Source organism: Thiorhodococcus fuscus (genome assembly GCF_042682685.1).
In the GTDB taxonomy this organism is placed as follows: Bacteria; Pseudomonadota; Gammaproteobacteria; order Chromatiales; family Chromatiaceae; genus Imhoffiella; species Imhoffiella fuscus.
Genome location: NZ_JBHUHX010000016.1, coordinates 210,275 through 226,037 on the forward strand (window position 1 = coordinate 210,275; position 15,763 = coordinate 226,037).

Sequence of the window (15,763 nt, forward strand, 5' to 3'; positions counted from 1 at the left end):
GCAAGGAGAGGTTTCGATGACCCCGGTCCTGCTTTGGACGGATGCGCTGGTCTATCTGCTGCTCGCCGTCGCGATCGCCTTCGGTCTCCATGCGGCGCGTCACGAGCATCTGCGGGCGCCCTGGCGGCGTGTCCTGAGATCCCGGATAGGGATGGCGACCCTCATCGTGCTGGCGGGCTATGCCTCGATCGCCGTGCTGGACAGCGTCCATGTTCGGCTCAAGGTCGATCGGCCGGGTGGCGAGTCGGTCTATGCCCCAGAGGTGCTGAGCCTGTTCGACCTGGCCCTGAGCGGTCTGCGCGAGCGCCAGGAAGTGACCTATTCGGCCCCGTTCGCGACCCATCTGTACGTCAAGGAGGCGGTCGAGCTGCCCGACGGGGGTGTGACGCGCGCCTATCCGAGGCTGATCCATGGCGGGGCCCATCTGGCCGATCCGGCCGAGGATCGCGCGGGCGACATCCTGATGCGCAGTCTCGTGGGTCTGCTGAAGGGATTCCTGCTTTGGGTGGCCGTCACTGGGACACTCTTATGGCTGAGCGGTCGGCGGCGCGCCGAGTCCTGGCAGGCGACCTGGATGCGATGGCGGGCACCCGGGACGGAGATTCCCTGGATGACGGGGCTGGCGGTGCTCGGCGGGCTGCTGGTGCTCGGATGCGTGGCCGGGGAGTTGGCGGCCGCATACCACATCCTGGGTACCGACAAGGTTGGCGAGGACGTCTTCTACCAGACGCTCAAGAGCGTGCGCACCGGGCTGCTGATCGGAACCCTCACCACGCTGGTGATGCTGCCGGCGGCGATTCTGCTGGGAATCGCGGCCGGCTATTTTCGCGGCTGGGTGGACGATCTCATCCAGTATCTCTACACCACGCTGAACTCGATCCCGGGCGTGCTGCTCATCGCCGCCGCTATCCTCATGCTCCAGGTCTACATGAGCAACCATGCCGAATCCTTCTCCAGCCTGGTGGAGCGGGCGGACCTGCGTCTGCTCTTTCTTTGCGTGATTCTGGGTGTGACCAGTTGGACCGGGCTGTGTCGGCTGCTGCGCGGCGAATCGCTCAAGCTGCGCGAGGCCGACTATGTTCAGGCCTCGCTGGCGCTCGGGGTCGGACATTTCACCCTGATCACCCGGCACATCCTGCCCAACGTCATGCATATCGTCATCATCACCCTGGTGCTGGACTTCAGCGGTCTGGTCTTGGCCGAGGCCGTGCTCTCCTATGTCAACATCGGGGTCGATCCGACCATGAACAGCTGGGGCAACATGATCAACAGCGCCCGGCTCGAACTGGCGCGCGACCCCGTCGTTTGGTGGTCTCTGGCAGCGGCCTTTCTGTTCATGTTCGTACTGGTGCTCGCCGCCAATCTCTTCGCCGACGTGGTACGCGATGCCTTCGATCCGCGTATCCGCACCGCGCGATGATCGGGATGCCTGTGCGCTCGATCTGCTTTTGCCTGGAGTCGAACCATGACTGAAACCCTTCTGGAGGTCGAAGGGCTGACGACTCAGCTCGGCGATGAAACCTGTCCGTCGCGAGTCGTCGATGGTCTGGATCTGCGAATCGCGGCCGGCGAGACCTTCGCCTTGCTCGGCGAGTCCGGCTGCGGCAAGTCGATGACGGCGCTGTCGCTGATGCGGCTGCTGCCGCCGGGCGGGCGTATCCTGTCCGGGGGCGTTCGGTTCGCCGGGACCGACCTGTTGCGACTCACCGAGTCTGAGATGCGGCAGGTGCGCGGCGGCGGGATGGCGATGATCTTTCAGGAGCCCCAGACCTCGCTGAATCCCGTGCTGACGGTCGGGGCTCAGATCGCCGAAGCGGTTCGCGTGCATGAAGGCGCCTCCCAGGCTCGGGTGCGCGAGCGCGTGGTCGATCTTCTGCGGTCCGTCGGTATTTCCGATCCCGAGCGACGGGTCGAGGCGTATCCGCATCAGCTGTCCGGCGGCATGAAGCAGCGCGTCATGATCGCTATGGCCTTGGCCGGCGATCCTCGGCTGCTCATCGCCGACGAGCCGACGACAGCCCTGGACGTTACCATCCAAGCCCAGGTGCTGAGTTTGATCAAGGACCTGCGTCGCGAGACCGGGATGGCTGTGCTCCTGATTACTCATGATCTCGGGGTGGTCGCCGAGACTGCCGATCGTCTGGCGGTCATGTATGCCGGTCAGATCGTGGAGACGGCCGGGGTCGCCGAGTTTTTCGCCGGCCCCGCGCATCCGTACAGTCGCAAGCTGATGGAAAGTCTGCCCTCGGCGCAGAAGCGTCACGGCCGCCTCGCCATGATTTCCGGTCGTGTCCCGCCGCTCGATCGGGCATTCGAGGGCTGCCGCTTCGCCGATCGTTGCGATTCGGTCATGCCGATCTGCCGCGAGACGGTTCCTGAATGGCGCCTGCTGGAGCGCGGTCGCGGGGTGCGCTGCCATCTCTGGGATGCGGATGCGCCAGTGTTCGAGATGCCCGTTGACGTCGAGTCGGTATCCGACCATTCCGTTGAGTCAGCGATGTCTCGGGGCGAGGCGCGCGAGCCCTTGCTGCGCGCGATCGATCTCAAGGTGCATTTCCCCATTCATCGCGGTCTCTTCCGTCGGGTCGTGGGGCAGGTGAAGGCGGTGGATGGGCTGTCGCTCGATCTGCGGGGCGGTCGTACCCTGGCCCTGGTTGGTGAATCGGGGTGTGGCAAGACGACCGCTGGCAAGGGCATTCTGCAGCTCATCCGACCGACGGGCGGCTCGGTCCTCTATCGGGATCGCGATCTGGTCGGGCTTGGGCATCGACAGATGCGTCCGTACCGCAAGGAGTTGCAGGTCATCTTTCAGGATCCCTATGCCTCCATGAACCCGCGCATGCTGGTCGGCGATGTGATCGGGGAGGGGCTTCAGGCGCTGAGGATCGAGCCGAGTCGGACGGGACGGGCACGGCGGGTGGCCGAACTGCTCGAACTGGTCGGTATGGATCCCGAGGCGGCCAGACGCTATCCGCACGAGTTCTCGGGCGGCCAGCGTCAGCGGATCTGTATCGCCAGGGCGCTGGCGGTCGAGCCACGCCTCATCGTCTGCGACGAGCCGACCAGTGCGCTCGACGTCTCGGTCCAGGCGCAGATCCTCAATCTGCTCAAGGATCTGCAGGCCAGGCTCGATCTCTCCTATCTGTTCATCACCCACAACATCGCGGTCGTGGCCTACCTGGCGCAGGAGGTGGCGGTCATGTACCTCGGGCGGGTCGTGGAGCGGGGTGGCGTCGACGAGGTTCTGGACGATCCACGGCATCCCTATACCCGGGCGCTTCTATCCGCCGTTCCCTCTGTCGATCCCGACAAGCGCCGGGCCGTGATCCGGTTGGAGGGCGATATGCCTTCTCCAAGTCATCCCCCGCAGGGGTGTCATTTCCATCCGCGCTGCCCTTTGGCGACCTCCGAATGCGTGCGGGCCTATCCCCCCGAGGTCGCTTTGAGCGATTCGCACTCGGCCCATTGCTTTCACCTCAATTGATGGCTGAGGCGGGCGTTTACTGTGATTTCTGGGGGCGATCGGAACAGGTGAATGCAAGAAACGCTATTGTTGAGAAGCGTGCTCGGTTCCTGCCGGCCTCAAGGCATTCCTTCTGGAGCGCCTCTTTTCGAGTGCTTGCGCTTTTCCCTGCCTCGACGTAAGGTTCGGCTACGAATAGGGTTGCGTTCACAATTCGATACCGTCGACTCCGGATGAGCAAAGTCAAGAAGATACTCTGCATCTATCCTGAACCAGCCGAGCTGCGGATCAGTGCGCTATTGAATCGGCATGGCATCGTGGTGGATCTGACCGAGGTGTCTCGGGCAGAGGCATTGCATTCCGCGCTTGAGCGGCCGCATTGGTGGGATCTCATCCTCTGCGATGCGGCCACCTATCTCGGCAGCGAGGTGTCGGTCGAGATCGATGCGGTCAAGGAGAAGATCGATGCCTCTCTGGTGCTCCTCAAGTCATCCGATCTCGAGCTTTCCGCAGCCGAGGGATACCGGCACGGTGCCTGCGATCTGGTCGATCGGGAGGATATGGATCATCTGCTGATGGTCTGCGAGCGCGAGATCCGGAACGCTGTCGTGCGCAAGCAGCTCCGTGAGGTGCGCTACTCGGCCGCCGTCTTCGATCCCGAGCTCAAGGCGGGCTTCTCGGTCGCGACCATCAACGACCTCAGTCGGTCGATCAGATCGCGGCATGCGCAAGAGGCTGCAGCCGCTGAGGCGTCGGAGACCCTTTCCCTCCCTGTATTGGACCAGAGCCGGCTTCGTGCGCTCATCGATGCGGGTGGGCTGACGCTCGAGTATCAGCCGATCGTGTCGTTCAGGGCGAATGAGGATCACCGCAACATGTTCGAAACCCTGGTTCGTCTCAAGGACGAATCGGGCGGTCTCTTGATGCCGGACAGCTTTCTTCCAACCCTGGCGGAGGCCGGTTGGATGGATAAGATTGATCTCTGGATCTTTCGTCAGGCGCTGTCGGTGCTGGAGGAGATGCAGTCGGGAGGGGCTCCGGACGCGATTCTATTCGTCAACGTGGCGACGGAAACCTTGCATTCCGAGCAGACCGTGCGTGCGCTGGGCGCTTTCGCCTCTGCGGCCCATCTGGCTCCAGGTTCGGTCGTGGTCGAGGTTCGCAAGGCGGCCTTTACCGAGGCGCGGGATGGGCTGGTGAATCTGGCTGCGCTGCTTCGGTCGTGCCAGCATGGTCTGCTGGTCGAAGACCCGAGACTCGAGGATGGTCCCTTTTTGGAGGCAAACAGCGATTTCATCACCCATGTGAAGCTTCCGCGCGCCATTACTCAGGGGCTGGTCGAAGGCCGAGCCTCGCAGAGCGCGCTCAATGCATTTGTCCGCTGTGCGCATAAAGAGGGTGTTCGAGTCATTGCGTTGGCCGTGGACAACGCAGAATTGATGCCGATGCTGTTTGCGGCCGGGGTCGATGCAATCCAGGGCAATTTCATGAGTATGCCGAATCCTGATCTCGTGTACCCCAGCGTACGGCATATCGAAACGGGGCCATATGTCCAGGACGCGGATTGATCATTCGCCTCTCGCACCTGGTTTCGCTCTGCTGTACAATGGTGCGCGAGAGAGAACGGGCAATCGGATTGGCCAGTTTTGAGCATGTTTTGGAGTGTCTCGCAGTACAGGTCCTTGCACTGATTAGCATCATTAGATTCGTAATTTCCGCAATAGCGTTTCCCTCCTTTTTGTTTCCTATATAAGTCAGACTTCAAACGCATTCTTTGGATGGTGTCTTGTTCAAGTCGGTTCGAACCGATTGTCTGAGTGCGTAATATCGGAGGCTTAGGGTAGGGTGTTTCTATTGAAGGTCGTTGCGTCGACGCCGATTGGTTCGGCGATCTGGCGATCGATCGTGATGCGCTGCGACAATAAGTGAACCCAGGGTCTATGGATTCATTTCGAATGATGTCGGTTCGAATGATCGGTTAATTATGGGGCCTGGCTTCCTGCGTGAATTTCCGCTCGATTGGGAGCGGGATGCGATACCGGCCTCAATGAAGAGGCTGGATCGAGTATTGCCAACCAAGGTTGGTGCGTTTTTTGTGATGAGGTTGATATGGCAGGCGATTTGGTTACCGGCACAGTGAAGTGGTTCAACGACGAGAAGGGCTACGGTTTCATTGAGCGCGAGGGCGGCAAGGACGTCTTCGTTCATTACAGTGCGATCAACGGCGCGGGTCGGAAGACCCTCCAGGAAGGTCAGCACGTCACCATGGAGGTCACGCAAGGCCCGAAGGGTCCGCAGGCAGAGAATGTGACTCCGAATTGAATCGAGTCTTCGGTCGGGGCGCGGTTGCCGTGCGCCGGCCGTCGTATTCCGATCGGTGAGCGCCCTGTCTTCAGGGCGTTCGCCGTATCGGGCTCCGCACTGGATATCGAAGGCGCATCCTTGCTCGGTTGGCTCCGGTCGATGTCCGCCTCCAGGCCCCGTCGTCGAGGGGTCTCGGCATCTTGAAACCGCACGAAAAATCTTCTGTAAGGCTATAATGCGCTGCATATTTGGAGAGGCGCATGGCACAGGCAACACGTTACGGGCAGTTGACATTCAGCGATTACGTGGAGCGCGCTCTGCGCGAGGGTGCCATGTGGGCCCTGGTGTGCGTGGCCATCTATCTGTCGCTGTCGCTGCTGAGTTACTCACCGACCGATCCCGGTTGGTCCTATGTGGGAGACACCTCCCAGGTCACCAATGCGGGCGGCCGCACGGGTGCCTGGTTCGCTGACGTGGCGCTCTACCTCTTCGGCTACTTCGCCTATTTGCTTCCCTTCATGGTGGCCTGGAGCGCGTGGCTGGTTTTTCGTGGACGCGCCGAGGATCTGGGGGTGCGAACCTGGATGCTGTCATTGCGCTGGGTGGGATTCCTTATTACCTTGGCCGCCGGTTGCGCCTTCGCGTCGATCCATCTTGCCGATTTGGCGGATAAGCTCCCGAATGGCCCTGGCGGAGGCATTGGACTCCTGGTGAGCCAGCGCATGCTCGCCGCCTTCAATTTCACGGGCGCGAACCTGCTGCTGGGTGGGGCGCTTCTGGTCAGCCTCACGCTCTTCTTCGGGATCTCCTGGCTCAAGCTGCTCGATAATCTGGGGGCGGCCGTTCTGACCGGCGGACGTCAACTCTGGTCGGTGTTGAGCGGCGTTGGCGCGCAGCTCGCCTTTTCGCGCGCGGACAGCTCGGATTCCGGCGATGCGGCCGTGCAGGCGCTGCCTGCCGCGCTGAATCTCATCGATCCAGAGTCCGTTCCGAGCCTGGAGACGCGCCGACCTCGCGTTTCGGCGCGCTCGCGCAAACCCTCCGGGCGCCTCCCTCAGGCGCTGCAGGATGCCATGACGGATCCGGCGCCCTTCGCCCCGGATTCGGAGCAGACCCTGGACGACGCCCTGCCATTGACCGATCTCATGCGCGGTCAGCGACCGGAGCCCGCACCTCGGGCCACGCGCGCTCAAAGGACGGTGCCCAAGATCCCCGAGCCTCCGCTGGATGAGGAGCCATTAGGGGTTCTGGCTGAGGCTCCATTCGAGGCGTCTCCGCCCAAGGTTCCCGCCGCGAAGCCGACGCCATCGCCGCGCCCTGCCTTGCGGGCTGCGGACTGGGGCGACAGTCCGCTTCCGCCGCTCGAATTGCTGGATCCGCCGAGCAAGAGCGGTCGGGGATACTCGCCCGAGCAGATCGAGGATCTCTCGCGGGATGTGGAGCAGACCCTGTCCGATTTCGGGGTCGTTGTGGAGGTGGTCGCGGTCTATCCGGGTCCGGTCGTGACCCTGTTCGAACTCCAGTTGGCGCCCGGCGTCAAGGCGAGCAAGATTACGGGTCTCGCGCGCGATCTGGCCCGCGCGCTCACCACCGTCAGCGTGCGCGTGGTCGAGATCATTCCCGGCAAGTCGGTGATCGGTATCGAGATTCCGAACAAGCAGCGCGAGACGGTCTTCCTGCGCGAGATCTTCGGTTCGCCGGCCTATCAGAATGCCGGCTCACCGCTCACCCTGGGGCTGGGAACCGATATCGCGGGCGAACCCGTGGTCGCCGACCTGGCGCGCATGCCGCACGCCCTGATCGCCGGAACCACCGGCTCGGGTAAGTCGGTCGCCATCAACGCCATGATCCTGAGCCTGCTCTACAAGGCCAAGCCAGAGGACGTGCGGCTCATCATGGTCGACCCCAAGATGCTGGAACTCTCGGTCTACGAGGGCATTCCGCATCTGCTCACCCCGGTCGTCACCGATATGAAGGAGGCCGCGAACGCCCTGCGCTGGTGCGTTGGCGAGATGGAGCGCCGCTACCGTTTGATGAGCAAGCTCGGGGTGCGCAACATCGGCGGTTACAACCGCCGAGTCGCCGAGGCCGAACAGGCCGGGACGCCGATTCCGGATCCGACCTTCAATCCGGCCGATGCCATCGACCCGGACATGGAACCGCCGGCGCTGACCCATCTGCCCTATGTCGTCGTCATCATCGACGAGTTGGCGGACATGATGATGGTGGTCGGCAAGAAGGTCGAGGAGCTGATCGCGCGGCTCGCCCAGAAGGCGCGTGCCTCGGGCATCCATCTGCTGCTCGCGACCCAGCGTCCATCGGTCGACGTGCTGACGGGTCTCATCAAGGCCAACATCCCGACGCGCATGGCCTTCCAGGTCTCCTCGCGGATCGACTCGCGCACCGTCCTCGACCAGATGGGCGCCGAGCAACTGCTGGGGAACGGCGACATGCTCTATCTGCCGCCGTCCGGGAACATCCCGCAGCGCGTCCATGGTGCCTTCGTCGACGACCATGAGGTGCATCATGTCGTGGACTTCCTCAAGAGCCACTATGGCGAGCCAGACTACATCCACGACGTGCTGCGCGAGCCGACCGAGATGCTGCCCGGAATCGATCCCGAGCCACGCGGCGGCGACACCGAGGACACGGATCCGCTGTTCGACGAGGCGGTTCAGTTCGTGGTCGAGAGCCGACGTGCCTCCATCTCGGGGGTTCAGCGCCGCTTCAAGATCGGCTACAACCGGGCCGCACGCATGGTCGAGGAGATGGAGCGGATCGGTATCGTCGGTGCGGCGGAGACCAACGGCAATCGCGAGGTGCTGGCTCCGCCGCCGATCGACGATTGAGTGGCATGAGACGTTGCCGCATCATGCGGCAACGCTCGGGCACTTCGGCGCGAAACCGCTGTCTCTGCCCTTGAATTCAGGGTCTCCGCAATCAACCCCACTGGCTTCGGTGTCCTAACCATGCTTCGCGCTTCGTTGTTCGTTCGCCCGCTGTCTCTGATCTCTGTCCTCCTGATGGCTTCGATTTGGAGTCTTGGCGCATCGGCCGCCGATGCGACCAATCGGATCGATGCGTATCTCGCCGGACTCAGCAGTCTCAAGGCCAGCTTCCAGCAGTACACCTTCAACGCCGACCACACCCAGATGATGGAGGGCCATGGAACCCTCTATCTGCAGCGTCCTGGACGCTTTCGCTGGGAATACGATGCGCCGACCAAGCAGGTCATCATCGCCGATGGCAAGCGGGTCTATCTGCACGATTTGGATCTGAAGCAGGTCTCTCACCAGAATCAGAAAGACGCACTGCGCGGAACCCCGGCGCTCCTGCTGGCCAACGAGGAGCCGATTCAGACCTATTTCGAGGCCAAGTCGATTCCGAGCACGGACGGTCGCGACTGGGTTCAACTGATCCCCAAGCAGAAGGACACCGATGTGGTCAAGATCGAGGTCGGTTTCAGTGGCAAGACGCTCGACAGCCTCATCATGCAGGACAGCTTCGGACAGGAGACGCGGCTGAACTTCTCGAACGCCCAGCGCAACATTCCACTCAAGCCCGATCTGTTCAAGATCGACCCGCGCGCCGTCGACGACTTCCTCCAGGTGGACTGATCCGCACATGGCCTCGGAGATCGACGAAGCCCCGCTCGCGGACCGCATGCGCCCGGCGGTTCTGAATGACTTCGTCGGTCAGGCGCAGTTGCTTGCACCCGGCAAGCCGCTACGCCGAGCCATCGAGTCGGGCCGGCTGCATTCGATGATCTTCTGGGGGCCGCCCGGGACCGGCAAGACGACCCTGGCCCGGCTGGTGGCGCAGAATTCGGGGGTGCATTTCATCACCCTCTCGGCGGTCCTGTCCGGGGTCAAGGAGATCCGCGAGGCGGTCGCCGAGGCCCAGAACGTGCGCCGGTTGGAGCAGCGCGGCACGGTCCTCTTCATCGACGAGGTCCATCGCTTCAACAAGGGCCAGCAGGATGCCTTCCTGCCGCATGTCGAGAACGGCACCCTGACCTTCATCGGCGCCACCACCGAGAACCCCTCCTTTTCGCTCAATAACGCGCTGCTCTCGCGGGCGCGGGTCTACGTCCTCAAGTCCCTGACGGTCGACGACATCCGTCAGGTGCTCCTCGGGGCACTGAGCGATGCGGAGCGTGGCCTGGGTGGACAGGGCCTCGAATTGCCGGACGAGAGCGCCCGGCTACTGGCCCAGGCCGCCGACGGCGATGCGCGTCGCGCGCTTAACCTGCTGGATCTCGCCGCCCAGCTGGCCGAGGGTGGTCGCATCGAGCCCGAGGTGGTCGCCGAGGTGGCGACGGCGTCCGTGAGGCGCTTCGATAAGGGTGGCGATATCTTCTACGACCAGATCTCGGCGCTGCACAAATCGGTGCGCGGCTCGGCGCCGGATGCGGCGCTCTATTGGCTCGCCCGTATGATCGACGGTGGCTGCGATCCGCTCTACATCGCCCGGCGGATCGTGCGCATGGCCAGCGAGGACATCGGCAACGCCGATCCGCGCGCCCTGCGCCTGGCGCTCGATGCCTGGGAAGCTCAGGAGCGACTCGGCTCCCCGGAGGGCGAACTCATGCTCGCTCAGGCCGTCGTCTATCTCGCCAGCGCGGCCAAGAGCAACGCCGTCTACGTTGCCTGGAAGGCCGCGTTGACCGACGCCAAGGCATCGGGTTCGCTGGATGTGCCGGTCCATCTGCGCAACGCCCCCACCAAGCTGATGAAGGAACTGGGCCACGGTCGCGCCTACCGCTACGCGCACGACGAGCCCGACGCCTACGCCGCCGGCGAGGTCTATTTTCCCGAGGAGATGGGCGAGCGCAGCTACTACCAGCCGGTCGAGCGTGGTCTGGAGATCCGTATCCGCGAAAAGCTGGATCGTTTGAGGGCGCTCGATCGGGCGGCGCGAGCGATACGGAGATGAGGTAGATGATCGATATCGCCGGATACGATCGGGCGGTTCGTATCTACGAGAGCCAGGTGTCGCTGGTGCTTCGGGCTCGCCGACAGGAGGATGGGCTATCGGTCATCCTCAAGATCCTCAAAAACGCCTATCCGAGCGCGCGCGATCTGGCCCGCTATCGGCACGAATACGCCATGCTGGGGCAGCTCCGCAGCGATCGCATCATCGGTTCCAGCGGCTTGATCGAGTATGGCAACACGCTGGTTCTGGTGCTTGAGGATTTCGGCGCCCAATCCCTCAAGTCCCTGCTTCAGATCCGTCCTCTGGCTCTCCCGAATCTGCTTCGCATCGCGCTCGACGTGGCGCGTGGGCTGAGCGAGTTGCATGGGAGCCAGATCATTCACAAGGACGTCAATCCGTCCAATATCGTCCACAATCCAGAGTCCGGACAGACCAAGCTCATCGATTTGGGGATCGCCGCGACGGTTTCGTCGAGCAATCCGCATCGCGACGACACCGGTCTGCTCGAAGGCACCCTGGCCTATATCTCCCCCGAACAGACGGGCCGCATGAACCGTTCGGTCGACTATCGCTCGGATCTCTATTCGCTCGGGGTCACGCTCTACGAGTTGCTCACCGGGTCGCTGCCGTTCAGCGCCAACCATTCGCTCGAACTGGTGCACGCCCACATCGCCAGGAGTCCGCGCCCGATTCGCGAGATTCGGCCGGAGCTTCCCGGCATTCTGTCGAGCATCGTCGATCGGCTGATGGCCAAGACGGCCGAGGCGCGCTATCAGAGCGCGGCCGGGCTCGCTCACGACCTTGAGGAGTGCCTGATCCGTCTGGAAAACGGCGGCGAGATCAGCCCCTTCGTCCTCGGTCAACGCGATCGGCTGGAGGTCTTCTATCTGCCGCAGAAGCTCTATGGCAGAGACCGGGAGATCGCCACCCTGCTCGATGCGTTCGAGCGCTGCGCGCAAGGCGAGGGCGCCTGGCTCCTGGTCTCCGGCTACTCGGGAACCGGCAAGACCTCGCTGATCAAGGAGGTCCACAAGCCGATCGCGCGGTTGCGGGGCTATTTCATCGAGGGCAAGTTCGACCAGTACCAGCGTGCCACGCCCTATTCGGCCATCCGCCAGGCGATCGTCGAGCTCGTGGATGTCTGGCTCGCGGAGCCGGACGAGAGACTCGCACGACGGCGGGACGAGATCCTGGAGGTGATTGGCGACCTGGGGCAGGTGCTGTTCGAGGTCGCGCCGAATCTGGAATTGATCCTCGGGCCTCAGCCGGCCGTTCCGGCCCTGTCGGGGATGGAGTCCCAGAACCGTTTCAACCTCGTCTGCCGTCGCTTTTTCAAGGCCGCCGCCGAGCATCCGCTGGTGATGTTCATCGACGATCTGCAATGGGCCGATCTGGCCTCGCTCAATCTGTTGAGTGCGCTCATCACGGATCCCGGCATTCGGCATCTGTTGCTGATCGGCGCCTATCGCGACAACGAGGTGGGTCCGTCGCATCCCCTGGCGCTCATGATCGATCGCATGAGCAAGCGTGGGTTCGATCCCACGGGGATCCGGATCGGGAATCTCGCGCTTGCGGATGTGACTGTGCTCGCGGGCGATGTGCTGCAATCCGAAAGCGACTCGGTCGGAGAGCTGGCAACGCTGATTCAGCGCAAGACGCTCGGCAATCCCTTCTTCGTGAGTCAATGTCTGATGGCCTTCCATGCAGAAGGCTTGATTCGCTACGACCAGGCTGCGAGCGCCTGGACCTGGGATGTGGCGGCGATCCAGCGCTGCGACATCACCGAGAACGTGGTGGAGTTGATGGCCGCGAAGATCCGATCGCTGGTTCCAGAGACGCGTCGGATGCTCGAACTCGCGGCCTGTATCGGCAATCGCTTCGACCGGGAAACGCTCTCCCTGATTGCCGTGTCCGACGGGCCTGGATTGGATCGCGCACTCGACGAGGGCGTGACCGAGGGACTCCTGATTCGGTACGGAGAGGGGCTCTACCGTTTCTCGCACGACCGAATCCAGCAGGCGGCCTATTCGCTGATCGCCGATACCGAGCGCGAGTCCCGTCACCTTGAGATCGGGCGTCTCCTATTGCGCGGTTGCGATGCGTCGGATCGCTCGCGTCGGGTCTTCGAGATCGTCGACCAGCTCAATGCGGGCCGGCGTCTGATCCTGGATCCCGATGAGCGTCTGGAGCTGACGCAGCTCAATCGCGAGGCCGCGACCAAGGCCAAGGACGCCGCCGCCTTCGCCTCGGCCGTCGGCTATCTCCGGGTCGCCCGTGAGCTGCTTGCGGCCGATTCTTGTGGCAAACAGCGCGATCTGGTCTTCGCGCTACTCTGCGAGCTGTCCGTCTGTCTCTGCTTTGCTGGCGAGACCGATGAGATCGAGCCGCTCTTCGCTCAGCTGCTGGAACGGGCGCGGGGACCGGAAGAGAAGGTCGCCGTGCACCGCATCCGCATGGAGCACTACCATCTGCGCGGCGACTATGCCCGTGCGGTCGAGATCCAGAAGGAGGCGCTGCGTCTGCTCGGGATCGATGTCCCGGGGGAGGCCGCGTCCTTGCAGGCGCTTCTCGAGCGTGAGATCCAGGATGTCTCGCGTCTGCTTGGCGCGCGTTCAATCGAGAGCCTCGTCGATGCGCCGCCGATGCGTTCGCGCCATCATCAGACGGTCATGGATATCCTCATGGGCCTATGGACCAGCGCCTATCTGGATTCGCAGCCGGAACTGGTCGCCTGGGCCTCGTGCCGCATGACCAATCTTTCGCTGGAGCATGGAAACAATCACCTGACCTCCTATGCCTATATGAACTACGGGTTCGTGTGCGTCGCTCTGCTGGACGAATACGCGCGTGGGCATCGTTTCGGTCAGGTCGCGATCCGTCTCTCGGACCGTTGCGAAAACCGGCTGATCCGTGGCAAGGTCTATCTGCTGTTCGCTGTCTTCGTGAACCACTGGCGCGCGCCGCTCATCGATTCGCTCGACTACAGCCTCAAGTCCTTTCCGCTGCTGGTGGAGAGCGGCGACTGGACCTACGCCGGCTATTGCGCCGAATTCGTGATCTCGGACCCCATGATCTGCGGACACTCCTGTCACACTCTCTACGAAGAGGCCCAGCGCTACATCCCCTTCCTGCAGACCAACGCGCCCGTCGTCCTCGATTCCTTCTTCCGTCCGGCCTGTCTCAATCCGCTGCTGCACCTGATGGCCCTGACGCAGAACGACGCGACCTTCGACGACGGGGTGTTCTCCGAGGCTGCCTTTCTCGATGCGCATCGCGACAACCCGCTTGCCTTATCCTATTTCTACACGGCCAAACTGCGCGCGCTCTACTGGCTCGGTCATTTGGACGCGGCCCTTGCCATGGTCGACAAGGCCGACTTCGTTGCCAGCGTCGCCCTGGCCCAGGCCAAGGTTCCCGAGATCTATTTCTTCGCCTGCCTGACGCTCCTGGAGCGCTATCCGCAGTTCTCGTCCGGCGAGAGGGCCGGCTATCGCGAGAAGATTGCAGGTTATCAGTCGCGAATGTCGCGCTGGGCGCAGGAGAGCCCGGCCAACTTCCGCCACAAGCAGTCTCTGGTCGCGGCCGAGCTGGCCCGGGTCGATGGGGACCGCTGGACGGCCCTGACGCTCTACGAGCAGGCGATCGATGCGGCGCGCGAGGGCGGCTATCTCAACAACGAGGCGCTTGCCTACGAGCGACTCGCCCGCTTCTATCTCGACCAGGGGCTGGATCGATCCGCCGCCTTCTACATGCGGGAGGCCCGTTACGCCTATCTCAAATGGGGGGCGGCGGCGAAGATCGCGCAGCTCGATCGGGAGCATCGGGCGCTGCTCACGCATGTCTGGGATGATTCGCAGCGGGGCGATCGTCTCTCGATGGAGCGCTCGACCCTGACGACCGGGACCTTCGAGATCAGCGAGCAGTCCGAGACCCTGGACCTCTTCTCTATTGTCGAGGCATCTCAGAGCCTGGCCAGCGAGATCCATTTGGACGGGCTGCTGGTCCGCATGATGGAGATCGTCATGGAGCATGCGGGGGCCGACCGCTGTCTGCTCATCGCCTCCCAGGACGCGCGTCTGTACCTCCGGGCGGAGACACGGGCCGATCGGCAGCGGGTATCCATGCCGCAGGATTTGGCGGTCGAGGATGCCGGCGACCGGCTTCCTTTGAGTCTGATCCACTATTGCGCGCGGACCCGCCAGCAAATCGTGCTTGCCGATGCCGGCGAGGAGGATGGCTACAGCCAGGATCCCTATTTCGTGGCTAGCGCCATGCGCTCGGCGCTCTGCGTGCCTTTGCTGTTGCGTGGCGAGCTGGCCGGTTTGCTGTACGTGGAGAACAGCCTCGCCCGGGATGCCTTCACGGACAAGCTACTGCGTATTCTGGGCCTGCTTTCGACCCAGATCGCCATCTCGATCCAGAACGCGGACTTCTATCGCCGCCTCGAATCCCTGGTCGCCAAGCGAACCGAAGAGCTGAGCCAGGTCAACGATCAGCTGCGGCAGGCAAACGAAGAGCTGCGCCAGCTATCCACGACCGACGGGCTGACCCGGCTGGCGAATCGCCGTTATCTGGACGAATATCTGCGGCGCGAGTGGAGGCGTCACCTCAGACGTGGGTTGCCTCTGGTCATCGCCCTCTGCGATATCGACTACTTCAAACAGTACAACGACACCTACGGGCACCTGGCGGGAGATCGATGCCTCGTCGGCGTCGCCCGCGCCCTTGATGCGGCTGCGGGACGCGAGGTCGATCTGGTCGCGCGCTATGGCGGCGAGGAGTTTGCGCTGGTCCTGCCGGATACGGATGAGAAGGGCGCGCGGACCATGATCGACAAGATACGCTCCAATATCGAAGCATTGGCGATTCCACATGCCCGATCCGATGTCGGGCGCCATGTCACGATCAGCATCGGCGTTTATCAGGGCGTGCCGTCGTCGGCCGATGTCGCCACCGCCTTGTCGGTGGCCGACCAGTGTCTTTATGCGGCCAAGTCGAGCGGGCGGGATTGCGCCGTCCTGAATGCGGTCATGGTGACCCGGTCCGAAGCCTGAGGGGCGT

General features: G+C 63.1%; 8 protein-coding genes. All 8 read left to right on the forward strand.

All coding sequences use genetic code 11. From position 1 onward, the window contains the following. The first annotated feature begins 16 nt into the window (after positions 1-16). On the forward strand, positions 17-1,420 hold the full coding sequence (locus ACFSJC_RS08470; RefSeq protein ID WP_386025658.1) for an ABC transporter permease: 1,404 nt from the start codon (positions 17-19) through the stop codon (positions 1,418-1,420). A 45-nt stretch (positions 1,421-1,465) separates the two neighbouring features. Then, entirely contained in the window at positions 1,466-3,484 is a 2,019-nt protein-coding gene (locus ACFSJC_RS08475; RefSeq protein WP_386025660.1) for an ABC transporter ATP-binding protein, read from the forward strand. A 212-nt stretch (positions 3,485-3,696) separates the two neighbouring features. After that, entirely contained in the window at positions 3,697-5,031 is a 1,335-nt protein-coding gene (locus ACFSJC_RS08480) for an EAL domain-containing protein (RefSeq protein ID WP_386025662.1), read from the forward strand. Positions 5,032-5,572: 541 nt separating this feature from the next. After that, a complete protein-coding gene (locus ACFSJC_RS08485; protein ID WP_007039980.1) occupies positions 5,573-5,785 on the forward strand; it encodes a cold-shock protein in 213 nt (70 codons plus the stop codon). Between the two features lie 242 nt (positions 5,786-6,027). Continuing rightward, positions 6,028-8,616, forward strand: coding sequence for a DNA translocase FtsK (locus ACFSJC_RS08490; RefSeq protein ID WP_386025664.1), 2,589 nt, complete (start codon positions 6,028-6,030; stop codon positions 8,614-8,616). 174 nt (positions 8,617-8,790) lie between these two features. Then, entirely contained in the window at positions 8,791-9,384 is a 594-nt protein-coding gene (lolA, locus tag ACFSJC_RS08495; protein ID WP_386025666.1) for an outer membrane lipoprotein periplasmic chaperone LolA, read from the forward strand. A 7-nt stretch (positions 9,385-9,391) separates the two neighbouring features. Then, positions 9,392-10,702 (forward strand): replication-associated recombination protein A, encoded by a 1,311-nt coding sequence (locus ACFSJC_RS08500; RefSeq protein WP_386025668.1) that lies wholly within the window; start codon positions 9,392-9,394, stop codon positions 10,700-10,702. Between the two features lie 5 nt (positions 10,703-10,707). Next, positions 10,708-15,756: a diguanylate cyclase domain-containing protein gene (locus ACFSJC_RS08505; protein WP_386025670.1), complete on the forward strand. Its 5,049-nt coding sequence runs from the start codon at positions 10,708-10,710 to the stop codon at positions 15,754-15,756. Positions 15,757-15,763 lie beyond the last annotated feature (7 nt).